Raw genomic sequence first — 24777 nt, 5'->3', positions numbered from 1 at the left:
GATCCAATGGAAAACACGTCTTTTGAAAAAGCTCTCGTTCAAAATCAAAAAGGTTTCTCACTTATTGAAATCTTAATTGCCCTTACTCTACTTGCTGTTGCAGGTACATTCGTAGTTGGTCGCTTTATGGACACACTAAATGAAGGACAAGTTAAATCAACAAAAATTCAAATGAATGGTCTTGATGCCCGTTTAAAAGAGTTCAGAAGAAAATGTGGTTTTTACCCAACAACTGAACAAGGTCTTGAGTCTCTAATGACAAAACCAACTGGTGGTCGTGAGTGTAAAGATTATCCTGCTAACGGATTCATCGATGGTGAATCAGTACCTAAGGATCCATGGGATAATGACTTCATTTACGAATCTGACGGTAAAACTTTCAACATCTACTCTTATGGGCCGGATGGAGAAGCAGGCGGAGAAGGAACAGACTCAGATATTTATCTGAAAGCTGGAAAAGGTGGCGCTGCTGCTGGTGGTGGATCAGGAGCTGAAGCTGGTGCAGAAGCGCCAGCTGCTGAGTAATTTTATTCAACCAAAACTTTTAAAATCAAACAAAGGCTTCACGCTCATTGAGATCTTGATCGCCTTTGTTTTGATTCTGTTCGTTCTTACCATGGCCATGTCCGATACTTTTAATACTGGTGCAGACCTGGAAAAGGAAAGTAATAATCTAGAGCGGGCCGTTCGCTTTATGAGTGATGAAGCTGCTCTAAGAAACGCTGTCGTCAGACTCCACTTCATGTTAAATAAGGCCCCTCAAGAATACGCCATTGAATATGGGCCGAGTGATTCATTTATTCTTCCTCCTGAAAGCGATACGGCCATCAAAATTCTTACCAAAGAAGAAGAAGAAAAGGCCGCAAAGCAGACCAAAGAAATCAATTTGAAATTCAATAAAGTGCAGGAGTTTCAAGATTCCAACACAGAAGTCTCAGATAATGTTAAAATATTAGGTGTTGGTAACGCTAGTTCTGAGAAGTTTATGTCCACTGGGGATGTATCGGTTTACTCCTTCCCTACAGGAGAAAAAGACGACGCTCTGATCATACTTGCCAATGATGAAGAGGTTATCTCCCTGGAGATAAACCCATTCAATTCTAAAATTGAAAAAAAGAAGTTTAAGATTGTCCCAGTTGGGACCAGAGAACTAAGTGATTTGCAGGCAGAAAAGGCAAAAGAGATTTTTGAGACATGGCTAAAAGACAAGTAGCTCCTAAATTTTTAAAAGGGAATCAATCCGGCTTCACGTTAATGGAAGTTATGATTGCGATCGCTATTTTTGCTATTTTCTCGACAGTTTTTGTCACGGGCTTCGGCTACAACCTACTCGACTCCGGAAATTTAAAAGAAGATATTTTACTCAAAGATTTTGCTGAAAATAAAATCAACGACATCATCACCAATCCTCCGACTCTTGCCGACTCACTGACTTTAACTAAAGAAACAAAAGACATTGAAAATAATCCGAACTATCAAACCATCGTTGAGTATAAAAAATTCTTCGTTCCGGACATGACTAAAATTGCTGAAACCGCTGGAGAGTCTCCCACTGATGAAGACAACCAACAAGCGGCGATGGAAAAAAGGATCTTTGCTGTCTTCAAAGAAAATATGGAGAAGATGATCTGGCAGGTTGAAGTCACGGTAAAAAATAAAACGACAAGTAAGACTCTTGTCTTAGATGCCTGGATTTATAATCCGGCCGCGGATGTAAAAATTGGAACATTCTAATCTTCATCCAAAATTTTCAGATCAGGAAGGCTTCACATTAATTGAAGTCATGATTTCAATTACCATCCTATCTTTTATTTCTTACGCCACTTTTAGAATGGTGAATACGAATACCGACACCAAAGACCGCGTTGTTAAAGAAGACCGCCAGACTGTTCAAACGCTTACCGCGATTGGAAGACTTGATACTGATATTTCACAAATCTATAACCCACTTTTTGCTTCTTCTAAACTGGCCCCTACGGCCAATGGATCGAGCTCTGATATTTACGCCGACAATACTTCAAATGCCAATGGAGCTTTTGATGGCAAGGCCAATACGGGTGCGCTTATCCCGCAATTTAAATCGGAAGATAAATCGACAATCATTTTTCTAACTCTGGCCAACCGTCGCAAGATGGCCGATACCAAAGAGTCACGTTTTGCATGGGTAAAATACTCGATGCGCTCGATGGAGCCGGATCCGGATAATCCTGATGATAAAACTGCCGGCCTTTATGAATTAGTCCGCCAGACGATTGCTACTGATATTTTCAATCCTACTCAAGACTGGTCAAAACCAAAGTTTCAAGTAGTGATGGAGAGAATCAAGAATCTGGAATTTTCTTTCTGGGATGAACGCTCTAAAAAATACACGACGTCTCTTCAAGAGCTCAATGAGAATAAAAATCTTATCCGCTCTTTGAAAGTCAATATAACGTGGATTGATGACGACAATAATGAACAGAAAATTGAAAAAGCTTTCCGCGTTCTTTATCCGTACTTCAATACAAAACAAGATGACCTGGCAACAGGCGCAGCCGGTGGTGCTTACGGCGGCGGAACTCAGCCTCCGGGAACACCTAATCCCAATACGCCGATTAACCCAGCAGAGGAAGAAGATGATTAGTAAATCTAGTCGTACATTTTTTCAAAAAACACTAAACTCTGATAGTGGTATGGCCCTTATGATGGTTATGGGTGTTATCGCTCTATTAACTTTCCTCCTGGCCGATTTTACTTTTGAAACCAAACTCAACAAGATCAAAGTTTATAATCAACAGGATAAAATCCAGGCGAGACTAAATGCTGAATCAGGATTGAACTTTGCTTTGGCAAAACTTCGCATGTATCAGGAAGGAAGAAACAAGATCGAAAAAGACGAAAGCATCAAGAGTGCTTTTCCTACTTCAGATCTTGAGGCCATTATTATCCAGCCTTTCATGTACCCTATTCCCGCTCCTAAAGGGGCCGGTATTATCCAGAAAACGGCACTGGAAGAATTCAATAAAAAAACCATGTTCCGCGGTGAAGTTTCTGTCACCTTCACTAAAATTTCAGGATTTTTAAATCCCAATGGACTTCGCCTTAAGGCCACTAAACCTGGTCTAGACCAACAGAAAGATGCTGCCTTTGAAGAACCAGATGATGAAGAAGATGATAAAACGCCTACGACACCGGGAACTCCAGCAGACAAGAAAAAAGGTGAACGCGCTGACGTCATTATTGAAAAGAAAATCACTGAGACACTTCAGCGACTTCTAAAAGATAAAAGTGATGTGGATGAAGACTTCCACTCGAAGTACTCAAACGTTGACCCGGCCTACCTGGTTAAAGAATTAAAGTATTACGTGAACGACTCTGCTCAATTCAATGACAGCCAGAAACCCGAAATTGAGTCTAAGTTTTCGCAAAAAAATATTACGGCGAAGCACGGACCTCTTGCGTCTATTGATGAGCTTTATCTTCTGCCTTCATGGGATGATGCTTTAGTTGACCTGATTAAAGACCGCATGAGTGTTCACGAAGTGAATGTTATTTCAATTAACGAATTAACGATCCAGGATTTAAAAATCCTGTTTCCTTCAGTTAACGATGTTCAGGTGGAAGAATTTTTTAAGTACCGCGATGGGGATCCTGATAAAAAAATTAAAGCAAATAAATTTAAAAATGCTGAAGACTTCAAAAATGTTGTGGTCTCTACTTTAAATATTGTCAGCGACACTGAATACCAGGAACGCATGACTGAACTCAAACAAGCGGGACTGACAATTGATACGGCCGGGAAACTCTACAAGGTAAACAGCCGTGGAGTCTTCAACAATGCCGTTTACAATGTCGTTGCCTATATCGATTTGCCAATCAAACCTACTCCGGTAAAGCCGAAAACTCCTGGAACACCGGGTACTACTGCTCCGGACGAACCAGGTGTTACAACTCCTGAAGGTGGAAAGCCAGGTGCTGATAAAGAAGATAAACCTCAGCCGGTTGAACTTCTTCTTCCAAGAGTCATTGAAATGCGACTAGAATAGTCGGTCATCGCGTTTAATACCCAACTGGTAATATATTTCCCTATGCGGAAATCACCTTTCTAGATAAACTTAAAGATATGAATATATTGGCCATTGATATCGGGTCGTACTCAGTTAAGTTTATTGAAGTAAGACCTGAGCGAAAAAATTATGTACTGGTTGAAAAACAGGAAATCATTCTTGATGAAGTAAAACCACATTACCCCAACATCAGCAGCATCATTGATCTGCAGAAAGAAATTATAATTAATTATATTCAGAAGAAACCCAGTGATATCAAAATCATTTTCCAAATGCCTAACGAGATGCTTACCACTCGTTACCTGGAAATTCCTGGTACATCAAAAAGAAAAACAGAATTGATCATTCCTTTCCAATTGGAAGAGAATCTTCCATACGCTCTTAACAATGCTCACTTTAGTTCGCGCATTAATAAGAAAAACAGCAGTTTTTCTGTTTTAAGTAACATCACTCAACTAAGTGTCTTCAAAGATTTTTTTGGATACTTTGAAAATAAAGAAGCTCAGCCTTCAATTTTGACGAGTGAAGTTTCAATCATGCAGGCCTATATCGATCATATCAAAATGAACGACACTTGCTGCATTATCGACTTCGGCCATAAGACGACAAAAGTTTATTTTGTTCAGGACCGCCAGATTGTTTCCAACCACACTTCGTATGTGGCGGGACTTGCGATCAATGAAGTTATCTCTAAGACTTATCAAATCTCAATGGAAAATGCGATTATCTATAAACATGCAAACGCTTTCATGTTGAACGATGATCAACTGGATGACGTATCAGCAGAACAAAAAGGGTTCGCTCTTTTAATGAAGCAGATCTTTAATCCGTTTATTTTAGATTTAAGACGCTGGGAAATCGGTCACCGTGTAAAATTCGGAACGAACATCGATAAGTTTTATATCTTCGGTGGATCAAGCAACATCAATAACCTTGATAATTTTATTCACTACCATACTGGAATCAAAGTGGAGACACTCCCTCCGATTCTTGATTTAAAAAACGACTACACAGCGACAGATAAAAATTTCTATATGGCAAAGATGATGGCCGTCTCTCAAAAGATTCCATCGTCGATCATTAACTTTTTATCGGGTAAATTCCAGACAGCTTCAAATGCTTTCATCTCGATTCACTCGGCCGTGTTTATCTGGGTAAGAACAACTTTTATCGCCCTTCTTTTAATCTTAGGATTAGCTGGCGAGAGATTTATCTTCTTACAAAAACAAAACACGACAACAGATACAAAGATTAAGGCCTTGATGAAGAGATCAAACCTCAACATCAGCACTCCTGATAGAAAAGCTTATGAAAAAAATCCCAACAGGATTTTAAGCTTAATGAAAAAGAAAAATAAAATCGTGAAAGATGAAGTGAGCTCAATTCTCTCTTCTCAATCAGTCAACGCTCTTCGCCCGCTGGGAGTTTTAAGTAAAACTATCAGCAATAACCCATTAGTGAGCCTTGAGAAATTTACCAGCAATGGTTATGAAGTGACGGCCTTGTTCCAAGCTGAAGATGCTGCCGAACTGGAAAAGATGAGCACGGTTCTTCGCGGCTCAGGACTACCTGGATTAAAAGTTTCATACCAAACAGGTCAAAAAACTTTAAGCATTCAATTTGAGGACCGACAATAATGGAAAAGGCTTCTAACATCTTTATTAAAATTGACGATTTTATTTTCAAGAAACTCGATCTCTTGAAAAATGATGGTGTCTTTCAAAAATTCAATGATGGGCTTTCAAACTTAGAAGAGTCACAACAAAAACTTGTGGCCCAGTTAACAACGTTTGCTTTTATCTTATTGCCTTTTATTTTCGTACTTGTTCTTTGGTGGGGAAACTCTCAAACGAAAAAGACTCTGGATATCAAAAAGCAAATTATCGAACAGATCGCTCTCTATGAAGGAAACCAGAGTGCGCTTACTAACATCAGTACAAACTATCTCTCTCCTACGGCCATCAGCAGCCAGGAAGATTTAGACAATAGGATCAGAAATATCCTTTCACAAAATGCGATTGATCAGGAAAAAGTTACAGTGAGTAATTTTCACTCGACTTCGACTTCATCAACAGTTGCAAAAGTTGAGGCGGACCTTAATTTTAGAAACTTTGGAACTAATGACTTCTCATCTTTTATGAGAACTCTGGTTGAGCGTGAACGTTTAAAGATTATTAAAGTTGACCTGACTAAAAATCAAGAAAACAACTTGCTTCAAGGTACTATCTCCCTAATGCACATGGGACAAAACGCAATAACTCCAGAGCTATAAAAAACAATGAAAAGAAAACGCATTCAATATAACGAAATCAACGAAGAAACATACGCTCCAAAATACTGGACGAAGCCTCGTCTCGTTTTAATCGGGATCGTGCTTTTAATTCTTGGTTTTTTAGTGAACTTCTCTCTTGAAGACCGCGTGAATAAATACCTTCAAACAACTCTTGGAAATAACCAGGCATGCCCGATTCAATTCGAGCGCGCCGAGCTTTCTTACTTCATGCCTAAACTGACAATGAAAAAGCCAGTGATCATGGGCGCGTGTTTTGGACAATTCAACAATCGTCTTGAATTCAGGGATATCAAAGTGGGTTTTCACTCACCTAGTTTCTACCCAGTAGGATTAAGACTGCATATCGAAGCAACAAGCGGAAAATCGTATATCAATTTATACCCTGTCATCTCTCTTTTTTCTCAAAATGTAAAAATTGAAAAGACCGTTGTTGATACACAAATCTTTGCACCGATGACTGAGGCCAATCTTTCTCCGATCTCAGGCCAGTTAAGTATCGAAGGATTTTTTGAATTCAAGTCAGGAGCTATTGTTGACGGCGATCTCGATATCGTTTCAAAAAACTTTTCTCTGCCATCACAAAACATCAAAGGGTTTGAGCTCACTCAGCTCAACCTTGAAACTCTTAGAATTTCAGCTCACTTCTCTGACGCTCAAACACTTTCAGTAGATAGAATTCAAATCGGAAAGGCCAATGCACCGATCGAATTAAACCTGAAAGGCATTATGAAAATCAATGAAAGTGACTTCATGAGTTCGAACCTGAATCTCAACGGTAATCTGAAACTTTCGCAGTACATTCTTCTGAACTTCTCGTTCATTAAACTATTCTTGCCTGAAAGTAACACAAGTGGTAATTATCAAGTGAAGATTAACGGGCCACTGAGAAATCCTGGGGCACCTCAGATACTCTAAGTCACTCTAGTTGAAAATTATGCAATCAGCACAAATCGAAAAGATGCTGACCCATCACCTGGTCAGAAACCTACCTAACCATAAAGTTTTGGATGTGTATCTTTACGCATCTCTTCCTGGCGGGAAATTATTTCGTCCGCACCTGGTCTGGTCTGTCTTTCAAGATTTGAATCCTGAACTGTATCAGACATCTCACTTAGATTTAAATTCTAACCACTCTAAACTCTCTTCTGGCGTTGAATTTCATCACACATACACTTTGCTTCATGATGATCTTCCCTGCATGGATAATGACCTTACAAGACGTGGAAAGCCGTGCACGCATATTGCCTTCGGCGAATGGCAGGCGTTACTCGCAGGAGATGGCCTACTAAATATTTCTTATCAACTACTTTCAAAAATAAATCACCCGAGATCTCAGGATCTTTTTAGATTATTCAGCTGGGCACTTGGACCGAAAGGATTAATCCACGGTCAGGTGATGGATCTAGCTCACGAGATGACCGAGAATTTCCAAAACACTCTGCGCACTCATGAACTAAAGACGGCCAGACTGATTCAAGTGGCGATTTTAGGAAGTGCAATTATTGCCAACCCAAAGTCCGACTACAGTCGTGAAAAGAAGCTATGGAAGTATTCAAGGCTTCTAGGCGTAAATTTTCAATTGATCGATGACTTAAGTGAATTAGCAGAAAGTGAATTAAGTGAACACGAGCTGGATGTAAATCCGTGGCTACACTTCCCCGAAGAGTCTTATAAAGAAACTCTTAAAGGTTTAGAGCAATTCGCAAAATTATCAAAAGATTTAAAATTATCGAATACGGATAAGATCGTTAAAGATTATTACGCAAAAATGCTCTCTCTTATTGCTCCCAACAAGAAAATCATCGATACGCACTTAAAAGGAAAGCTGGATTTAGCTCCAGTGATTCTTATGATGCAAACTTTCGGTGATATTTAGAATTTCCACCAATTTAGATTTTGCCAGCATAAGTTTTTGGAAGTCAGACTCAATCAACACTCTTTTTGTCATTGATTCGCGACTTGGGTAGGCAGGAATTTCCGGTAGCTCGACTTCAGAGGTCCCTAAAAATTCATCTTCATCAATTCTGCCGTCATCTCTTCCATCGTCTTCGAAAGAAAAGTTTTCAGCAAAACCTTGTTCAACAAGAAACTCGCGAGGCATAAGAATTTTCATCTCTGCCTTCGCGCGCTCTATTGTCATTTTTTCTTCAAATAGTAATTTTTTTATCAGAAGGATCGCTTCGATATCGCGATGTTCGTAAAGCTTTTGTCCTGAAGAAGAAGTCATCGGAGCAATTTCTGTAAACTCTGACTCCCAAAAACGTAAAACGTAAGATTTTACACCAGTGAGCGCACAAACTTCATTGATCTTGAAGGAAGATTTGTTGGGAATTTCAATTGGTCCAAACATCAACTTTTCCTGTTTCCGCTTCAGTCTAAAACTAAAGTCTAATCGTTATCTTCATCTTCCGGAGAAAAATCTACATCGTCTTCACCATCATCAGTATTCGACATGAAAGAGCTTAGAGCTCTCGCAGTTCCTTCTTTTGGTGGAAGAGATTTGTTCTCGTTACCTTTTTCATCAAGGCGATGTGCATATCTGATTGTGACATCTTCTTTAAGCACTTGTGAAGGCTTAAATGTCAGAACTCTTCTAGCAGAAATATCCATCGCTTCACCTGTCTGTGGATTTCTCCCTACACGTGTTGCTTTGTCTCTGATAGAAAAATTTCCGAAGCCGGATATTTTTACTTTCTCACCCTTAGAAAGAGTGTCTTTGATAACTTTAAAAACAAGATCAACTAGATCTGCTGCTTCTTTCTTTGAGAAACCAGCTTCTTTGTATACTCGCTCAACGATATCGGCCTTCGTAAGACTCATTATCTTCCTCCATGAAAATTAAAGTGCGCCTTTAAACCTTATATTCATAGGTTAACAAAGAAGGTTATTTTTATCTATAAAAATATTCAAGCAATTACGTTTAGCAGAGTTATTTACTCGGTTATTTACGCTTTACCTTCTTTTTAATCGTCTCTTTTTCGATCTTTTTCTGCAAATTAATCTTCTCAGAGTCTTTTTGCTTAATCCACGCACTTAGTTTTTCATCTACTTCGCGTAATTCTTCGATCAATTTCTTTTCAACCAGGTTTTTAGACTTCGCGATCTTGTCGTAATCGGCCATCGACTTCGTATCGTCCTTAACCATCAACATGCGTTTTTCAACTTCTTCTTTCGTCATACGATAAATTGGCATGTCGGCCAGGTACTCAGCAAACGTGAATTTCTTTTTATCAAGATACTCAACGTAAGTTTTTCTGTTAGCTGACTTTGTCGCCACTTCGTATTCTTTATCTTTGATGAAGCGGATGATTTCATTGTTCTGGCGAATCTTTCTTTCAAGATCTTCAACCATCAATTCATAACGACGCTTAACAACTTCTAATCTTTTTGCTCCGAAGATCTCAATGATTTCTTCCGGTGCAGAGAAAATTCTTACCCCGCGCTCAGAGATCAGCGTGTAGTTTGGAACCATTGTAGAGTTCTGGCCCATTTTCTCGATAACATCTTTCAGCTTTGGCTGTTGCCCTTTTTTGAAAATCAACTCGATCTTGATATCATTGTTAACTGAAGAGTCGATGAAGTCTTTGATATAATCTTCATCAATGTATTTCGTTAAGTAACGGTAGATCTTCGTTGCATCGTATCCGCGAGGAATTTCTGTAATGTAGATTGATCCGTGAATTTCTTCAAATCTCATGCTGAAGACAAGACGGCCTTTCTCATCTGTTTCAATTTTATTTTTATAATTGTGAACATATGATCTAAGTTTTTTTGCTTTTCCAGTTTCTACGAATTGAATAATTGAATTAATTAAATCCGAGTGGTGGAAGCTTGGAATAACAGAAGAGAATCCTGTTCCAATACCTTCAGCTCCGTTAAGCAACATGATCGGAAGTTTTGGAAGCAGACAAACCGGCTCCATAACTTTTTCATCATAGTTCGGAACCATATCAACCTGGTTCATGTCGTCGAACAATAAAAAGTCCGCAACTTTCCCAAGTTTACATTCGATATAACGAGAAGCTGCCGGAGCAGTTTCCATTCTCTCTCCGAAATATCCTTTCTTATCAATCAAAGGATAGTTGTTCGAGAAAGTATAATCCTGGGCCATGTTAACAATCGCTGATTCAACTGAAGCAGGTCCATGCGGATGCAGAGTTAATACTAACCCGGTAGCCGATGAAACTTTCATTAAACCTTTCGATTGGTTTTTCCATAACGTAAAAAGAATTCTTCTTTGTCCCGGCTTCAAACCATCTTGCAGGTATGGAATCGCACGGTCCATCAGAGTATAAATCTGGTAGTTTCTGTATTCTTCTTTTACAACTTCTGTAAGAGAAACGGTATCAAGTGAATGAAGATATCTTTCTTCCATCTAGTTCAATCCTTCTTAATTCTTATTTTTTCTTTTTAGTAGCTTTCTGTACTGGTTTTGCTTTTGCCGTAGACTTCGCAACTTTCGCTGTCGATTTTTTAGCATTGTGATCAGGAATTTCTTCCCCATCACCAAAACCTGTAGAGTCCGTATCAAGTAAAAGTTCTTTTCTTAAATTTGTATCTTTACCAAAACAAACATCCAGCATGTGCTTAGCAGCTGAGAGATTGTCTACGTTAATTTTCGTAAACTCTTCACGGTTAAGTGTGTGCTTGAAGGCCTCAGGAGACATCTCTCCTAGTCCCTTGTTTCTTTGGATTTCCTTGATTTTCACTGACGATTTCTTCAGTTTTTCAAGTTGATCTTCACTTTCTACGAATAGTGTTTCTTTATCAGTGATAACCTCGAACAGTGGAGCTTTTGCAAATTGAATTGCACCTTGCTCGAACATTTCCGGCCAGAACGTGAAGAAGAAGTTCACTAAAAGTGTGTTGATGTGACCACCATCGACGTCAGAGTCAGCAAGGAAAACGATCTTCGAATAACGAAGAGAATCGATTTCTGCTTTTTGACCGATAGTTAAACCAATCGACGACATGATATCCATGAACTCTTGATTGTTAAGAACGTCGTTGATCGACGCTTGCATAACGTTCATCGGTTTCCCTTTAAGGGCGATACCACCTTGGTATAATTTATTTCGGGCAGAACGAAGTCCACCAATCGCTGAATCCCCTTCACAAATGAAGAGTGTACAAAGATTTCTGTCCTTTCTTTCGTTAGCATCAAGGAGTTTTTCAACTCTCATTTTTTTAGCTTTTTTACCTTTTAAAGAAGCGTCTTTTAGCTCCTGGAAACGGTGACGAGACTTAGCACGTTCAACAACTAGCTCTAGGAATTCCTTATTTTTTCTAAGGAATTTCTCGATATTGTCGGCCATGAATGACTCAATTCCTTTTTCAAGGTTTAAGTCACGAACCAATTTTCTCTTCGTTTGCGATTCGAAACGTGGATTTGGCATTGTAATTCCCATTACAAATGTAATTCCCGTTAGAACATCGTTATCAACGACAGAAATTTTCTCTTTTTTAGCTGCACGTTCGATCTTTTCTTTAACAGTGTTAATGAAAATTCTCTTCACTCTATCGTGGTGGAATCCACCGTCAAAAGTAGGTGTACTATTCACGAAAGAAATGAACTTTTCGCGCTCTTCTGAGCGTTTATCAAGGGTCAAAGATAAGTGAAAATCGATTTTCCCTTTAACTTTTTTACCTTTTGCGTTCTCTGTTTCGTAAATATAGACGTCTTCACCAAGTAGCTGAGCAGAAGCGGCATCAATTCTTTGAGCAAGCTCAAAAAGTCCTTTCTTAAACAGGTATTTTTCACCGTTAAAATAGAACGTTAATCCCGGGTTGTTATAAGCTAAATCGATGATACGTTTTCTTAGTAAATCTTCTGAAATTTCGTTGTTTTTATAAACTTCTTTCGAAAGAGTTAACGTAACACTTACACCAGAAGCGCCTTTGAAAGGCTTTGGTTTTGTCTTTTTTGTTGTAAGTGCACCATTGATAAATTCGTAAGTTTGTTCCATCTTCGAATTGTAGTGCTTTACAGTGGCAACGAATGAGTCAGAAGTTAAACAAGTCGCAGCTGCACCAAGACCGTTTTGTCCTAATGTTCTGAATAAAAACCCTTTCTCATCTGTTTCTTCGTCTTTGAATTTCGAACCTGTTCTAAATTCCGTGTAAACTTGCGCTACTTTATCAACCGGAAAACCAATTCCGTTATCAGTAACAGTTACCGTCTTTTTATCAGGTGAAAGCGTCGTATGAATTTCAGTAACATGTCCACGATAGTACTCGTCGATACTGTTATCTAAAATCTCTTCAACGGCCTTTGATTTTGCTTGGTGAAACTTAATAGTTTTGAACTCAATACCATTAGGTTTATAGATATAAGCTTCTAAATCTTCTACATCGTTACTGCCGAACACCAACGTAACACGATTTCTAACGTGCCAGCGCTGATCTTTACTTTCAATTAAGGCGTCTTTGGTGCTGCCTTTTCTGACAACCGGGCCTACACTACTCATTATGCATCCTTTTCAATCTCTAAATATTGGGAAATAATAGTCACTTTCGATCACTAGGTTAAAGACCACACCGGGTCTTAGAAAAGGTACAATGCGTCGTAAAACTCAATTATGCTTCTTGTTAATTTTGACGTCGATAGTCTCGTTTTCCCTCTACGGAGCGGATCAAAATCATAACGTTTTGCCGTATAAAAAAAAATTAAAAGAAAAAATTTTCGCGGACGAAATATTCTCCGAATCAAAAGTTAAAAGCTTGGTTTTAGGAAAAGGCCCAAAAACTGAGGAGATTCAGGAACTGCATTTTTCAATCGCCGGTTTTCATCAAAAAAGCTGTGATTATGCCTTAAAAAAACTCTCTCTGTACGAGAGTTACTCTCAATTCTTAGATTTCGTGAAATCGAGCCAATATGACGAGCAAAAACAAGAGATTAATTTCCTGCTCTCACACGTGCTTCTTCCCTATGATATGCGCCTTATTTTTAAACTTCCGCGCATTACAAAAGAAGGTGCTTATCCCTTCGTATTTGAGGAAGGAATTTTAAAAGATTTAAAGGGTACAATATACGTCGAAAAAATTGATAATCGCTGTCTGTTTTATAGTAAAGCGGACTGGAGTGGTAAACACACAGGTTTTCCCAATGTAGTCTTTGAATTCTTTTCTCAAACATTAGCAAAAATGACCATGGAAAGATTATTTAGACTCTCAAACACGTTAAGTCATTAAACAAAACAAAAAATGACAATGCCATAAAAGCATATTATAAAATTTTAATATGAAAGTTTTAAGATTAAATGCATCAGATACATATCCGATCAGGCAACAGGTGTTGACTCCGGACCATGATCTAAAAAAATCAAAGTTTGAACACGATGAAGATGAAGATATTTCATTTCACCTTGGTGCTTTCATTGAATCTCAATTAGTTTCTGTTGCAAGTTTTTACTACGACAGAAATACAAACTTTCCCGACCTTCACCAATACCAACTTCGTGGTATGGCCACTCTCCCGGAATTCCAGGGACAAGGTTTAAGTTCAGAACTTCTGAATATGGCCTTCCCGGTTATCAAACAAAACTTTTGCACGTTATTGTGGTGTAATGCCCGTGTAACAGCGATTGGATTTTACGAAAAAGTAGGATTCAAAACGTTCAGTGCTGAGCCGTTTGAAATTGAAGGAATTGGGATGCATGTTTTGATGTATAAAAATATCTAAGTCCGAGTTTTACCCCGGACTTAGAAAAATACTTATAGATTGATCTGACAAACTTCCTGACCAGCAGATGACGTTACCACAAATTCATTATTCGCAATCTTCGCCGTATAACGGTATCCACGATCACCAACCACTTGAACAGATTTAGCATTGATAAAACCAGAGTCTGCGCCATTTTTACTTGCAGTGACTCTTACAGAATAATTACATTTATTATCGCGTTTTAAATACCCTTTTACGCCTCCTCTTTGTCCATCACGGTAAAGGCCCATATCGTATCCACATGATTTTGAAATCGCCTGACATGAATTCCCTGGTGACGTTACGATGGGCTTAGTTACAACAGGTGGTGCACCTACACTATTTACTGTTGCAGCAGTCACAGTATAGTTTGTATTGACTTGGTTGCTCGAGTGATTTGAAACAATCATATCGTTAACACTTCTCACGTAAATTTTGTTTCCTGTAACTATATTATTTCTAGCATAGTCGCCGTCGTTCACACTACTTCCCCAAGGAAAGCCATTGTCAAGATCACAGTATTTTCTATTACCATTTCTTGATCCTAATAAAATTGAAGGATTTCCACCTTTGTATTTATTGTAATAGAAAATATTATCCTGAATTTTGTTTCCCGAAGGTGTTTGATGGCGGATAGTCCCACCTTCTCCACAGTTTCTGTAAACATAAATTCCACCGTTACTTAAGCTTGAGAATTTATTTCCCTGAATAATATTATTGGCCGAACCATCAATCGCAAACAACTCACGTTTTTCAGTTACAGTATTGATCGAATTATTTAAAAAAGAATTATTTGCTGATTCAGCATCAAGATACACTGCAAGTGGAGAATTTCCGGAAATAGAAGAATTCTGTAATGTTACAAAAGTTACCCCCGGTGATATATACAGAGCGATACGTCCTTCACTAGCGATTTTAATTTTATGGAGCATAATATTTTTAGGGGCATTATCTTTCGCTCTTTTTGAATGATTTGCATCCTGGCGCGAAGACTCTCTCAAGTCTAATCCTTCACCATTTTTTGCCATACCGTAAATTCTCACTCCCCCTTGAATGTTACAGTTTTTTACTGTTACATTTTCAGGGCGCTCCCATGTTTTCACATTATCTTTCATCACAACTTTAGAACGGATAACCAGTGCATCTGCACCAGCTTTATAAATCGTGCTACCAGCACAATCCAGGGTTGCCCCCGAAGCGGCCTTTCCTTCATAAATAATCTGCTTTGTAATCTGTTGAGCTGCAGGAAGTTTTGTTGAACAATTAAGTTTTACAATCCACTTTGTATCAGTTGCTGGTTCAAGTAGTTCATTCACTTTAGCAACTGAACAGGCCTTAGCACCTGGATTCGTAACATCAGTAAAATTTTGAAAAGCAGTAAACAGAACTCCACCCGTTACGGCGAATCCAATCATGCATAATTTTTTATTTTTGTTCATTTAAGCTCCAACTATTCTGCAATTTTTTCCTGTTGAGCCATTCTATCGGAGATGTGAATTTTTTTATTGATGTTTTGACGATAAAAAAGAGCTTTAAATGAAATTAAGACATTAAAAGATATACATGATTATACATATTTAATTGAGCCCCCCACTGATTGTTGGCACTCATAATAATTCAACAACGATGGCCCACCGACCGATACCTTAACTATGAATTCATTAAAGTTATTACATCTAAAAGACCGTGCTAAAAATGAGCTTTTATACGCCTTCCTACCCTTTATCTTTGTCTGGGGTCTGGATCGTCTCTCTAAGAATTGGGCCGAAACACTCCAGGATTCGTTCTCGGTTACTTTTTTAAAATTCGATTTAGTTTATAACCACGGTATCATGATGGGATGGCTTTCTCACCTTCCAGACCATGTGAAAACCACCATCCTCGCAACCATGGGGGCGGTGATTTTGAGTTTTTATATCTTAATCCTTGCCGTTGCTCCAATACATTCAAAATGGCTACGTATGGGTCTATCCCTACTAGCTGGAGGAATTGTCGGCAATGTCACTGATCGCCTGATCGGTTTTGCTGTCGTCGATTTTTTTAGTTTTCATTTCATTAGTAGAATGTCTCCCTTTTATAATCTTGCCGATTTATTTCAATGGTTGGGATACGCCTTCATTGCCTATGGAATCTATCAAGACTCTGTCCACTGGTGGCCGACGCAGGATTTTAGGAATAAAATTTTAATCAAACCAGGCCTTCAGCTACGCTCAGGACTTCTTCTGGGAATGATGAATTTCATGGTGGGAGTTGTTTTCATTGTTTTTGGTTTTGCTTTTTTCAAAGAAGATTCTAATAGCTCCCTCATCTCTTACTACTTTATTTGTGGTTTTATCATATTACTCTTTTTAGCACTTACTGGTTTTATCACAGGAGTCATTCTCTCTCACAGAGTCGCTGGCCCAATATATGCTTTAGAAAAATACCTCAACGAGAGTCTTGATGGTACGACCCGAGATTTTAAACTTAGAAAGAATGATGAATTTAAGGAATTAGAAGAGATTTGTACGAAGCTTAATTCTAAGATTAATAAAACGAAATGATAAAGGGCCACTCGTCTCATATATAATTGAAGAAGGAAGCATTCCGCCAATTCTAATACATCAATATACATAAGCGCCTATCTGTAAGATTATACTTACATCCTCGAGGTACAGTTGCCTTTAAGGCAGTAAATTAAACTCTCATGGTTTTTGTACTTAACACTTCAAATCTCTCAAGCTAGATTAATTCTATGAAAATTTTATTTAGCTTCTTCTTCGTGAGTTTTTACGCTCTTTGTGGCTTTGCTGGGACCGACATTCAAAATGGCGGCGGCGGATTAAGTGTCAACGGAACAGTTGCCACATTCTTTAGTGCAAAAATTAAAATTGATCCTGATCCAATTGAAGGCCTTGATGAAATTCAGATGCTCAATCAAGAAATTTATAAACTGAAAATTGACTCACAAACAAAGTTTTCAATACTTCAAAACATTGCTCCTTCAATTTCGAGAAAATACTTCAGAGCAACAGATCAAAACTCTAAAGAAACTCTTGATAAGATTAAAGAAGAGTATCAAAAAGCGACAGGACTTGATCTTAAAGATATTACTCTTTTTGCGATTACAAATACTCAGACCCAACAGACACTGCTTTTACCCGATTTCTTTTTATTAAAACCGATTGAGAAAATGGCCATTCTTTTTCATGAGTCAATGTGGCTTTCGGCAAACGTAAAATCACTCAAAGAAATGCTTAGACTTGAATACGCTTTTCAACAGTACTTAGAAGAAAATAGTGCTAACTCTATTTTTGAATTCTACTCCTTATTAGAAAAAATTTATCATAACAGGACATGGGGTTTAAATGCTGTCATAACGAAAGAAGTTGAGCTGTATAAAAAGACTAACCCTGCGGCCCCTGTTCTCTCACAAATAATTTCTCGAGAATCCATTCTGATCCTTTCAAAACTTTATTTAAGCTATTACACTGATTTTTTTGGTTCCCCCCAAGACCATGCCTATGCGTTTGCCTCAAGCTTAATAATTGCTCCAACAAAAAATGAGTCTTTTAAATATAGCTACATCGCACTTCTTAATTACACTACAGGTAACGTTAATGTTTTACCTCAATGCTTGATCTCGGATGATATAAAAAATCTGATTCTTTCACATGATGAAGAAAAAGCGCTAACAGTACTTAATTCAAGATTACAGCAGTCAAAACGGCTTCAATCGACACTCGCAGGTTTCAATATTAACGATGATACAAATACGCCAATACTTAAATGTGGATATCAATACCAATAAACTATGAAAAATTTTAAAACTTTTGAAGGTTATCTTAATAGTATTCTTGAGGCCCGCCAGGCAAGAAACCCTGCTTACACAATGAGTGCTTTTGCCCGTCAACTCAATATTCCTGCTTCAAGGTTTTCTGAAATCTTAAAAGGAAAAATTGGTATTTCTGTTAAGCGGGCCATTGAGATCGCAGAAGTTTTACAATTAAATGAAAAGGATAAGGGCTTTTTTATTAACTTAGTTCAGGCCGAACACGACAGAAGCCCGGCCCAAAGAGAGAAATCACAAAATCAAATCACAGACTTTTTTGATAAATACACTGAAATTGAATGTAGTAAAATTTCTAACTGGTACCACCTGGCCTTAATTGAACTCATTGCAATCCAACATAATCTTTCTACTGAAGAGCTTGCTCAAAGATTAGGCCTTTCATTAGAAATTACCGAGGATTCGATTAATGAACTGCTTGAAATGAAAGTTATTAGTGCGACTCCTCATTCTAACGGTTTTTTTATCAGTGACGCTAATCGTGAGTCGGCCATGGATATTCCGACAGAAAGTGTAAAGCAGCTCAACGAACAAATTCTCAAGAAGGCCGCGCTTGAACTACGCGCTCAGGATGTCTCAAACCGCGATTTTTCAATTGCTGTTTTTGGGCTTAACAAAGAGCAGTTGAGTAAGGCCAAAGAGAGAATTAAGCACTTCAGAAGAGATTTAATGAAGGAGTTTGAAAGCTTTCCAAATAAAGATGCTGTGTATTGCCTGAGCACGCAGTTTTTTGAAATGACGGCGACTCAAGTAAAAAATGAGGAGTTAGCTATTTCGGAAAACAAAACCTTTTAACGGCCAGCGACTCCAGAACTTCATAGTTCTTTTGCAGACAGGTCTTTTTATCTTCGAATTTTTTTAGTGGTGCACACGGAAGTCGTGTTTCTTTTTTATTGATACTCTCATCGCGCTTCTCACGGCATTTCTCACTGCCATCCACGTCGACACAAGCATAGAACTCTCCCTCACAGTCATAGACCAAGTAAGGGCCGCCTTTGTAGCGGTTAGTAAGCTGATAATTAGATTTTCTTGTTTCTATTAATTCTTCATTCAACTTGGCCGCGGGTATCACTACCGGCGCGGCCTCTTCAGCGAATGCTTTCACTGAAATCGAAAGAAGAATGAAAGTAAAAACATTCTTCATCATTATTATGCTTTTGCCTTTTCTGCTTTTTCATCAGTTCTGATTTTTTTCATCGCTGATTCTTTAAGCTCGTTAAGATCTTTTAGTTCAAGTTCAAAAAACATATGTGAAGCTGTTAGTTTTGGAAGCGATTTTCCAAATTTCATTTCATCTTCAAACGATTTGATACGGTTGTTTAAACTGTTTCTGATCGTTCTCATTTGTTTAGGAGTTTTTTCCTTAAATGAGTTTGTTAATTCTGTTACGCGTGCGTTTGCCATTGTCCCTAATCCTTACATCCAAAGTAATATAAAATAACGTCCACCGAGCTTTAACCCTTCGACGCCAATTGTGAAAGCTAAAAAGATAAAAGCGAGCGAAAAATACTTAAAATGCAGCCTTCCCCACTTCTCGGGCGCCTTATACACGGCGTATAACATCCCGACGAATAATCCACCGGCATGGGCCCCGTTAGCAATAGGTCCCAGGAAGCCTGTCAGACACAGTAAAAGCCATCCCACCATAATGGTGATATCTCTTGCCGGGAGAGCGTAATCAAACTCGTCATGGATCTTTTTATAGACCCAAACGTAGCCAAGCATTGCATAGAGCACACCTGACATCCCACCAAATTGCGGGCCGCTGATACAGTACTGAAGTAAGTTTGAAAGCACTCCACTTATGCCAATGAGAGTGAGCAAGTCTTTTCTTCCAAATTTAAATTCAATTAAATACCCCAGGTCTTTAAACCAAAGCATATTAAATAAAATGTGCAGGATAGATAAATGGATAAAAATCGGAGTGATTAATCTCCACAATTGCCCGTGCAAAATCTCGTATAAAAAACCTGTTTCAGGTGAGCCCATAAAGAGCAAATCTTGCAGCCGTTTTCCCATATCGAGATAACTGAGTCCAAAGAGAACCACGCAGGCAATTAAAATGGCAAATGTCGTCTCTCCTCTGGGAAGAGTCTTAATTTTAATCCATTCAGCGTCAACTTCGATAGGCTTTCTGAAGCCAAGTTTTACACGATAATAATCCTGAGCGCGGGCCAGATCAGCTTGATCCTCCACTGTCAGAAAGTAGATATCGTTTTTTTCATCGTAATGAGAAGCTGCACTAATCCCCATAGCGAAAAGCTCGTCTCTCATCAGATCAATCATTTTTTTATCGCGAAGTTCGCCGACCACTATCATATATTTTTCCAATTAGTAGGCTTCAATAATCTCACCGAAAACTTCGCCATCTTTTTTATCCATTAATTTTTTAAAAGCTGCTTCAATCATTTTCAATTCTGCAGCTGTGGGTTTCTCTCCACCTATGATCAGGTTGAATCTTCCGCCTGTCACTGAAGGAATTGAATCAATGGCAAAAATCATTTTTCGGGCCCTGCTGCTGTCAATCTTGGTTGCACCAACAACTGTATCTCTCAGACTTTTTTCGATCGTTTCAGCTCGCACGACCCGCGATGATCTCTCCATTGCCGGAATACTAACCCCACTATCGAATTCTGTCCTTACAAACGTCACACGAAACTTAGAAGGATCAGATGTTCTTGAGAGCTCTCTTAACAATTCTTGTTTTTTTGCCTTCTCCCACTTGGTATTTGGCATCAGAATTCCGTCATCTCCGGAGAACTTCGTCGAATTATTTTCATTGCTGGCCTTATTAAAAGCACGTTTGGCCATATTCAGGTCATCTGTCACCTTATCAACATTATTTTGAACTTTTTCAAAGGCATCTTTAATCAAGAGTCGTTTGTCTTGTTGAGCATAATTCACTGCTGAGAGTGCGCGCATTTGCTCAAAAGCATTATCAACTCCGACTCCCGAAAAATCCACTGAAACAATTCCGCCTTTTGCTTCGCCAAGATTAATCACCGTACGTTGACGTTGGAATAGTGGCGGCGAAATGGAGTCTATTTTTTTAAAGTAAACTGTCAGCTCTTCAATGTTTTTATCGCTGATATCCGATTTAAAAAGCGTCTTCACTTTGGCCCTTATTTTGGCATTGTATTCGGCAACACTCTGACAATCGGCCATTTTAATTTTTCTTAAAACGCCAATCATATCTCTGGACGGAACAATTTCGCCCGTAGAGGTTTTAAGCATGATTCCGCTTTTTAAAAGCGCTTCATTTTGGACGAGTGATAACCTGAGACCTTCAATTGAATTTAAGTCTGCATGGATGGTATCAACCTGTTCTTTGAACCCTAATGTTTTTGCTTGTCCAGGTGCAAAGCCAGCACTTCTTGCTCCACGAGCGGCCATGTTGGCCTCCAGTGCATTTTCTCCGGAACCAGATAAAAACCAGTTACTCGGATCAACTACTTCATCTGTTCTTGGTGGAATTAATTTTGTCATTCCACTCGACTCAAACTCGGCCACAAATTCAGCATTAGTCTTTCTGTAAATTTCATCTAACTTTTTTTCTAATAAAGCACGGTCATCGCCGGCCTGTAGTTTTAGCCTTAAGCGAATCGGCTTAAAATCCTGATACTGCCCTTCCAGTCTTTTCATAATTTCCGGACTGGCACTCAGGTTTTTATTGAATTTTGCCATGAAAGAATTATTGATGGCATCGACCATTTCCTTGTCACCGACAATGGAGTCATTGAGCTTTTTTTGCACAGAATTTTCTACGTCAAAATACAAAACATCGCGGTTGCCTAGTTTTTTATCCTGCTCCATCAAAGTCATAAACTTGCGGTTATCTGCCGCCCCTCTGACTTCGGTGTTGTATTTAAGCTTAAAAGCATTCGCTTCAGGAGTATTCCAGTCGGCGTCAACACTCTTACTTGCTTCCCTCGCTGTAACCTTCGCCATCGCTTTTTCAAGCGCCGTCTCAAATTCCGGGCAATTTCCCCACACCTTCCCAATGGAAAGTGCCAGAATTGCTATGACTAAATAATTCATTTTGAGTTTCATGATACCCATGTTTTTCATTCACAACTGTATCGGTTTTTTGGAGCATTTCGTTAAGATCCAAAAGGAAAAATGCCCTCAAATCATAAATAGGTTTATTTTTGGCGTATATTGGGATATGGTGGGCCTATACAGCGGACAATTGAATAATGGAAATAGTGGACTCAAAAACGATACTAAGAGGAAACTGTCATGCTTAAAATTAATAAGAAAGTTGAATACGCACTGATGGCCTTGAAATTCATGGCCGACAAAAATGATCATGCAGCACTTGTGTCTGCTAGGGAAATCTGTGACGTGTTTCAAACGCCCTTTGATACGACAGCAAAAGTGATGCAAGTGATGAACAGTCACGACATCTTAAAATCTGTAAAAGGAATTAAAGGTGGATACTCTCTTAACAAAAATTTAGACGCTATTACATATATGGAACTAGTTCAAATGATCGAAGGCCGCGAAGAAATCGGTCGCGTTTGCACTAACCACAAAGGAACTTGCGAGCTTTTAGGAAAATGTAACATCTCAACTCCGGTTGAAAACCTAAACCGCAAACTAAACGCTTTTTTAGAAAACTTAACGCTTGCTGAACTCCTTCAAGGTACTGAGTTCAACCAGGCTAAAATTTTAGAGGTGCACGCATGAGCACAGATATTTTAAATTCTGACTACAAATATGGATTCTTCACAGACATCGAAACGGAAAGTTTTCCGAAGGGTCTGAACGAAGATATCGTTCGCATGATTTCAGCGAAAAAAGAGGAGCCTGAATGGCTTCTGGATTTCCGTTTGAAAGCATTCCGCCATTGGAAAACAATGAAGCACCCTAAATGGGCAAAGCTTGATATTCCAGAAATCGATTACGAAGATCTTTACTATTATTCAGCACCGAAGAAAAAAGAGGCCCTGGCCGATCTTAATGAAATCGATCCTGAACTTCTAGCAACTTTCGCAAAACTTGGAATTCCACTTAACGAGCAAAAACGTATTTCCGGTGTTGCTGTTGATGCGGTATTTGATTCAGTTTCGGTCGCGACAACTCACAGAGAAGAACTGGAAAAAGTTGGAGTTATCTTCTGCTCTATTTCAGAAGCTGTTAAAGAGCGTCCTGAACTAGTGAAGAAATATTTGGGAACAGTTGTTCCCCACTCTGATAACTTTTACGCTGCTCTAAATGCTGCTGTATTTTCTGACGGGTCATTCGTCTACATCCCAAAAGGTGTGAGATGTCCGCTGGATCTATCGACGTATTTCAGAATCAACGCCAAAGAAACAGGACAGTTCGAAAGAACACTGATCGTTGCTGAAGAAGGCTCATTCGTAAACTACCTTGAAGGTTGTACAGCTCCGCAAAGAGATGAAAATCAACTTCACGCTGCTATCGTTGAGTTAATCGCAATGGACAACGCTGAGATTAAATACTCTACAGTTCAAAACTGGTACGCCGGCGATAAAAAAGGTGTGGGAGGAATTTATAACTTCGTTACAAAACGCGGAAACTGTCTTGGAAAGAATTCAAAAATTTCATGGACGCAAGTTGAAGCTGGTTCAGCCATCACTTGGAAATACCCTTCTTGTAATTTAATTGGAGATGGATCTGAAGGAGCATTCTACTCAGTTGCTCTAACTAACAACTTCATGCAAGCAGATACTGGAACAAAGATGGTTCACATTGGTAAAAATACCAAGTCGACAATCATCTCTAAAGGGATCTCTGCCGAGCAATCAGAAAACAACTACCGTGGACTTGTAAAAATCAACGCTAGTGCAACTGGTGCTCGTAACTACTCTCAGTGTGACTCGATGTTAATCGGAGCGAAAGCTCGCGCGAACACGTTCCCATACATTGACGTAAAAAATAATACAGCAGTTGTTGAACACGAAGCTTCGACTTCACGTATTTCTGAAGAGCAATTATTTTATCTTCAGTCTCGTGGACTTTCAGAAGAGAAATGTATCTCAATGATCGTTAACGGATTCTGCAAGGACGTTTTTAAAGAACTTCCTCTAGAGTTCTCGGTAGAAGCAGTAAAACTTATTGAAATGAAATTAGAAAATAGCATCGGGTAAAAGGATCATTATGATTGAAATTAAAAATCTCCACGCCAAAATCGGCGACAAAGAAATCTTAAAAGGAATTAACTTAACAGTTAAGGCCGGTGAAGTGCACGCGATCATGGGACCTAACGGTTCTGGGAAAAGTACACTTTCAAAAGTGATTGCAGGACACCCTTCGTACGAAGTTTCGGAAGGAACGATCACTTACAAAATCAATGCAAAAGATAAAAACCTTTTTGAACTAGAAGCTGATGAGCGCGCAAAAAGCGGAATCTTTTTAGGTTTCCAATACCCGGTAGAAATCCCAGGTGTTTCAAACTTCACTTTCTTACTTGAATCATTCAATGAAACTTGTAAGTACAACGGTGCTCCGGAAATGAACGCTGAAGACTTCAGAAAGTTCTTAAAACCAAAGCTAGATCTTTTAGAAATGAACGAAGCTTTCCTTGACCGTCCGGTAAACACTGGATTCTCAGGTGGAGAAAAAAAGAAAAATGAAATCCTTCAGATGGCAGTTTTAAACCCACGTCTTGCCCTATTAGATGAAACAGACTCTGGTCTTGATATCGATGCTCTAAAAATCGTAGCAAAAGGTGTGAACGCTCTTAGATCGCGCTTCAATGCAACTATTTTAGTAACTCACTACCAACGCTTACTAGACTTCATCGTTCCAGATCACGTCCATGTTTTATACCAAGGACAAATTATTAGATCTGGTGGAAAGGAGCTCGCACTTGAACTTGAAGAAAAAGGTTACGAGTGGCTGATTAAAGAACACGCAAATAAAATCTAAAGTAGCTTAAAGA

General features: G+C 38.8%; 26 protein-coding genes. 17 read left to right on the top strand and 9 right to left on the bottom strand.

Features of this window, described 5'->3' with window-relative positions; genetic code table 11:
- Nucleotides 1–6: 6 nt before the first annotated feature.
- The 9 genes from gspG to SHI21_RS16950 all read left to right on the top strand — a co-directional run bounded on the left by gspG (nt 7) and on the right by SHI21_RS16950 (nt 8215).
- Nucleotides 7–525, top strand: coding sequence for a type II secretion system major pseudopilin GspG (gspG, locus tag SHI21_RS16990; protein ID WP_323578121.1), 519 nt, complete (start codon nt 7–9; stop codon nt 523–525).
- A complete protein-coding gene (locus SHI21_RS16985) occupies nt 500–1213 on the top strand; it encodes a pilus assembly FimT family protein (protein WP_323578120.1) in 714 nt (237 codons plus the stop codon). The genes gspG and SHI21_RS16985 overlap by 26 nt, the downstream gene beginning before the upstream one ends.
- The gene (locus SHI21_RS16980) at nt 1195–1734 is read left to right on the top strand and encodes a type IV pilus modification PilV family protein (protein WP_323578119.1); all 540 of its coding nucleotides are present in this window, start codon (nt 1195–1197) and stop codon (nt 1732–1734) included. Before SHI21_RS16985 ends, SHI21_RS16980 begins: the two co-directional genes overlap by 19 nt.
- The gene (locus SHI21_RS16975; protein WP_323578118.1) at nt 1721–2623 is read left to right on the top strand and encodes a PulJ/GspJ family protein; all 903 of its coding nucleotides are present in this window, start codon (nt 1721–1723) and stop codon (nt 2621–2623) included. The genes SHI21_RS16980 and SHI21_RS16975 overlap by 14 nt, the downstream gene beginning before the upstream one ends.
- Nucleotides 2616–4025, top strand: a complete 1410-nt coding sequence (locus tag SHI21_RS16970) for a hypothetical protein (RefSeq protein WP_323578116.1) — start codon at nt 2616–2618, stop codon at nt 4023–4025. The genes SHI21_RS16975 and SHI21_RS16970 overlap by 8 nt, the downstream gene beginning before the upstream one ends.
- A 77-nt stretch (nt 4026–4102) precedes the next feature.
- Entirely contained in the window at nt 4103–5683 is a 1581-nt protein-coding gene (gene pilM, locus SHI21_RS16965) for a pilus assembly protein PilM (RefSeq protein ID WP_323578115.1), read from the top strand.
- A complete protein-coding gene (locus SHI21_RS16960; RefSeq protein ID WP_323578114.1) occupies nt 5683–6318 on the top strand; it encodes a hypothetical protein in 636 nt (211 codons plus the stop codon). Before pilM ends, SHI21_RS16960 begins: the two co-directional genes overlap by 1 nt.
- Nucleotides 6319–6324: 6 nt before the next feature.
- Complete coding sequence (locus SHI21_RS16955; RefSeq protein WP_323578113.1) at nt 6325–7254, top strand: hypothetical protein; 930 nt, start codon at nt 6325–6327, stop codon at nt 7252–7254.
- 19 nt (nt 7255–7273) lie between these two features.
- Nucleotides 7274–8215, top strand: a complete 942-nt coding sequence (locus SHI21_RS16950; RefSeq protein ID WP_323578112.1) for a polyprenyl synthetase family protein — start codon at nt 7274–7276, stop codon at nt 8213–8215.
- Here the strand turns inward: SHI21_RS16950 and SHI21_RS16945 are convergent.
- From SHI21_RS16945 to SHI21_RS16930, 4 genes are all read right to left on the bottom strand, one after another.
- Nucleotides 8171–8689, bottom strand: a complete 519-nt coding sequence (locus SHI21_RS16945; RefSeq protein WP_323578111.1) for a MerR family transcriptional regulator — start codon at nt 8687–8689, stop codon at nt 8171–8173. The two genes, SHI21_RS16950 and SHI21_RS16945, sit on opposite strands and share 45 nt — an antisense overlap.
- A 38-nt stretch (nt 8690–8727) precedes the next feature.
- On the bottom strand, nt 8728–9159 hold the full coding sequence (locus tag SHI21_RS20700) for an integration host factor subunit alpha (protein ID WP_410198824.1): 432 nt from the start codon (nt 9157–9159) through the stop codon (nt 8728–8730).
- 121 nt (nt 9160–9280) lie between these two features.
- Nucleotides 9281–10714, bottom strand: a complete 1434-nt coding sequence (locus SHI21_RS16935) for a DNA gyrase subunit A (RefSeq protein ID WP_323578109.1) — start codon at nt 10712–10714, stop codon at nt 9281–9283.
- 22 nt (nt 10715–10736) lie between these two features.
- Nucleotides 10737–12806 carry a toprim domain-containing protein gene (locus tag SHI21_RS16930; RefSeq protein ID WP_323578107.1) on the bottom strand — a complete coding sequence of 690 codons (2070 nt, stop codon included), beginning with the start codon at nt 12804–12806 and terminating at the stop codon, nt 10737–10739.
- A gap of 391 nt (nt 12807–13197) precedes the next feature.
- On the opposite strand from SHI21_RS16930, the gene SHI21_RS16925 reads away from it, so the two are divergent.
- Together SHI21_RS16925 and SHI21_RS16920 are read left to right on the top strand one after the other, a co-directional pair.
- Nucleotides 13198–13530: a hypothetical protein gene (locus SHI21_RS16925; RefSeq protein WP_323578106.1), complete on the top strand. Its 333-nt coding sequence runs from the start codon at nt 13198–13200 to the stop codon at nt 13528–13530.
- Nucleotides 13531–13579: 49 nt separating this feature from the next.
- The gene (locus SHI21_RS16920) at nt 13580–14020 is read left to right on the top strand and encodes a GNAT family N-acetyltransferase (protein ID WP_323578105.1); all 441 of its coding nucleotides are present in this window, start codon (nt 13580–13582) and stop codon (nt 14018–14020) included.
- Between the two features lie 32 nt (nt 14021–14052).
- Here the strand turns inward: SHI21_RS16920 and SHI21_RS16915 are convergent, their stop codons facing one another.
- Nucleotides 14053–15480 (bottom strand): right-handed parallel beta-helix repeat-containing protein, encoded by a 1428-nt coding sequence (locus tag SHI21_RS16915; RefSeq protein ID WP_323578103.1) that lies wholly within the window; start codon nt 15478–15480, stop codon nt 14053–14055.
- A gap of 213 nt (nt 15481–15693) precedes the next feature.
- Here SHI21_RS16915 and SHI21_RS16910 point away from each other — a divergent pair, with 213 nt between their 5' ends.
- The 3 genes from SHI21_RS16910 (at nt 15694) to SHI21_RS16900 (ending at nt 18665) form a co-directional block, all read left to right on the top strand.
- Nucleotides 15694–16584, top strand: coding sequence for a signal peptidase II (locus SHI21_RS16910; protein ID WP_323578102.1), 891 nt, complete (start codon nt 15694–15696; stop codon nt 16582–16584).
- 191 nt (nt 16585–16775) lie between these two features.
- Nucleotides 16776–17831, top strand: a complete 1056-nt coding sequence (locus tag SHI21_RS16905) for a hypothetical protein (RefSeq protein WP_323578101.1) — start codon at nt 16776–16778, stop codon at nt 17829–17831.
- 3 nt (nt 17832–17834) lie between these two features.
- Nucleotides 17835–18665 carry a TIGR02147 family protein gene (locus SHI21_RS16900; RefSeq protein ID WP_323578099.1) on the top strand — a complete coding sequence of 277 codons (831 nt, stop codon included), beginning with the start codon at nt 17835–17837 and terminating at the stop codon, nt 18663–18665.
- Here the strand turns inward: SHI21_RS16900 and SHI21_RS16895 are convergent.
- From SHI21_RS16895 to SHI21_RS16880, 4 genes are read right to left on the bottom strand one after another with little or no spacing between them, the layout of a single operon-like run.
- Nucleotides 18640–19017, bottom strand: a complete 378-nt coding sequence (locus tag SHI21_RS16895) for a hypothetical protein (protein ID WP_323578098.1) — start codon at nt 19015–19017, stop codon at nt 18640–18642. The two genes, SHI21_RS16900 and SHI21_RS16895, sit on opposite strands and share 26 nt — an antisense overlap.
- A gap of 2 nt (nt 19018–19019) precedes the next feature.
- On the bottom strand, nt 19020–19274 hold the full coding sequence (locus tag SHI21_RS16890; RefSeq protein WP_323578097.1) for a hypothetical protein: 255 nt from the start codon (nt 19272–19274) through the stop codon (nt 19020–19022).
- A gap of 12 nt (nt 19275–19286) precedes the next feature.
- Nucleotides 19287–20189 (bottom strand): rhomboid family intramembrane serine protease, encoded by a 903-nt coding sequence (locus SHI21_RS16885; protein ID WP_323578096.1) that lies wholly within the window; start codon nt 20187–20189, stop codon nt 19287–19289.
- A gap of 12 nt (nt 20190–20201) precedes the next feature.
- Nucleotides 20202–21908 carry a hypothetical protein gene (locus SHI21_RS16880; protein WP_323578095.1) on the bottom strand — a complete coding sequence of 569 codons (1707 nt, stop codon included), beginning with the start codon at nt 21906–21908 and terminating at the stop codon, nt 20202–20204.
- Nucleotides 21909–22109: 201 nt separating this feature from the next.
- On the opposite strand from SHI21_RS16880, the gene SHI21_RS16875 reads away from it, so the two are divergent.
- From SHI21_RS16875 to sufC, 3 genes are read left to right on the top strand one after another with little or no spacing between them, the layout of a single operon-like run.
- Nucleotides 22110–22559 (top strand): RrF2 family transcriptional regulator, encoded by a 450-nt coding sequence (locus SHI21_RS16875; protein ID WP_323578093.1) that lies wholly within the window; start codon nt 22110–22112, stop codon nt 22557–22559.
- Entirely contained in the window at nt 22556–23983 is a 1428-nt protein-coding gene (sufB, locus tag SHI21_RS16870) for a Fe-S cluster assembly protein SufB (RefSeq protein ID WP_323578091.1), read from the top strand. Before SHI21_RS16875 ends, sufB begins: the two co-directional genes overlap by 4 nt.
- Before the next feature lie 10 nt (nt 23984–23993).
- Entirely contained in the window at nt 23994–24764 is a 771-nt protein-coding gene (sufC, locus tag SHI21_RS16865) for a Fe-S cluster assembly ATPase SufC (protein WP_323578090.1), read from the top strand.
- Nucleotides 24765–24777: the final 13 nt, after the last annotated feature.

This window comes from Bacteriovorax sp. PP10 (assembly GCF_035013165.1).
In the GTDB taxonomy this organism is placed as follows: domain Bacteria; phylum Bdellovibrionota; class Bacteriovoracia; order Bacteriovoracales; family Bacteriovoracaceae; genus Bacteriovorax; species Bacteriovorax antarcticus.
The sequence above is the reverse complement of the archived record's forward strand: the minus strand, read 5'-3'. Positions and strand labels throughout refer to the sequence as shown.

What these genes read in the sequence shown, in the direction of transcription:
- SHI21_RS16930 (WP_323578107.1), bottom strand. Translation starts at nt 12,806, where the DNA reads ATGAGTAGTGTAGGCCCGGTTGTCAGAAAAGGCAGCACCAAAGACGCC.
- SHI21_RS16970 (WP_323578116.1), top strand. Translation starts at nt 2,616, where the DNA reads ATGATTAGTAAATCTAGTCGTACATTTTTTCAAAAAACACTAAACTCT.
- SHI21_RS16955 (WP_323578113.1), top strand. Translation starts at nt 6,325, where the DNA reads ATGAAAAGAAAACGCATTCAATATAACGAAATCAACGAAGAAACATAC.
- SHI21_RS16950 (WP_323578112.1), top strand. Translation starts at nt 7,274, where the DNA reads ATGCAATCAGCACAAATCGAAAAGATGCTGACCCATCACCTGGTCAGA.
- SHI21_RS16980 (WP_323578119.1), top strand. Translation starts at nt 1,195, where the DNA reads ATGGCTAAAAGACAAGTAGCTCCTAAATTTTTAAAAGGGAATCAATCC.
- pilM (WP_323578115.1), top strand. Translation starts at nt 4,103, where the DNA reads ATGAATATATTGGCCATTGATATCGGGTCGTACTCAGTTAAGTTTATT.
- SHI21_RS16890 (WP_323578097.1), bottom strand. Translation starts at nt 19,274, where the DNA reads ATGGCAAACGCACGCGTAACAGAATTAACAAACTCATTTAAGGAAAAA.
- SHI21_RS16910 (WP_323578102.1), top strand. Translation starts at nt 15,694, where the DNA reads ATGAATTCATTAAAGTTATTACATCTAAAAGACCGTGCTAAAAATGAG.
- SHI21_RS16880 (WP_323578095.1), bottom strand. Translation starts at nt 21,908, where the DNA reads ATGAATTATTTAGTCATAGCAATTCTGGCACTTTCCATTGGGAAGGTG.
- SHI21_RS16895 (WP_323578098.1), bottom strand. Translation starts at nt 19,017, where the DNA reads ATGATGAAGAATGTTTTTACTTTCATTCTTCTTTCGATTTCAGTGAAA.
- SHI21_RS16945 (WP_323578111.1), bottom strand. Translation starts at nt 8,689, where the DNA reads ATGTTTGGACCAATTGAAATTCCCAACAAATCTTCCTTCAAGATCAAT.
- sufB (WP_323578091.1), top strand. Translation starts at nt 22,556, where the DNA reads ATGAGCACAGATATTTTAAATTCTGACTACAAATATGGATTCTTCACA.
- SHI21_RS16905 (WP_323578101.1), top strand. Translation starts at nt 16,776, where the DNA reads ATGAAAATTTTATTTAGCTTCTTCTTCGTGAGTTTTTACGCTCTTTGT.
- sufC (WP_323578090.1), top strand. Translation starts at nt 23,994, where the DNA reads ATGATTGAAATTAAAAATCTCCACGCCAAAATCGGCGACAAAGAAATC.
- SHI21_RS16885 (WP_323578096.1), bottom strand. Translation starts at nt 20,189, where the DNA reads ATGATAGTGGTCGGCGAACTTCGCGATAAAAAAATGATTGATCTGATG.
- SHI21_RS16875 (WP_323578093.1), top strand. Translation starts at nt 22,110, where the DNA reads ATGCTTAAAATTAATAAGAAAGTTGAATACGCACTGATGGCCTTGAAA.
- SHI21_RS16900 (WP_323578099.1), top strand. Translation starts at nt 17,835, where the DNA reads ATGAAAAATTTTAAAACTTTTGAAGGTTATCTTAATAGTATTCTTGAG.
- SHI21_RS16915 (WP_323578103.1), bottom strand. Translation starts at nt 15,480, where the DNA reads ATGAACAAAAATAAAAAATTATGCATGATTGGATTCGCCGTAACGGGT.
- SHI21_RS16960 (WP_323578114.1), top strand. Translation starts at nt 5,683, where the DNA reads ATGGAAAAGGCTTCTAACATCTTTATTAAAATTGACGATTTTATTTTC.
- SHI21_RS16920 (WP_323578105.1), top strand. Translation starts at nt 13,580, where the DNA reads ATGAAAGTTTTAAGATTAAATGCATCAGATACATATCCGATCAGGCAA.
- SHI21_RS16935 (WP_323578109.1), bottom strand. Translation starts at nt 10,714, where the DNA reads ATGGAAGAAAGATATCTTCATTCACTTGATACCGTTTCTCTTACAGAA.
- gspG (WP_323578121.1), top strand. Translation starts at nt 7, where the DNA reads ATGGAAAACACGTCTTTTGAAAAAGCTCTCGTTCAAAATCAAAAAGGT.
- SHI21_RS20700 (WP_410198824.1), bottom strand. Translation starts at nt 9,159, where the DNA reads ATGAGTCTTACGAAGGCCGATATCGTTGAGCGAGTATACAAAGAAGCT.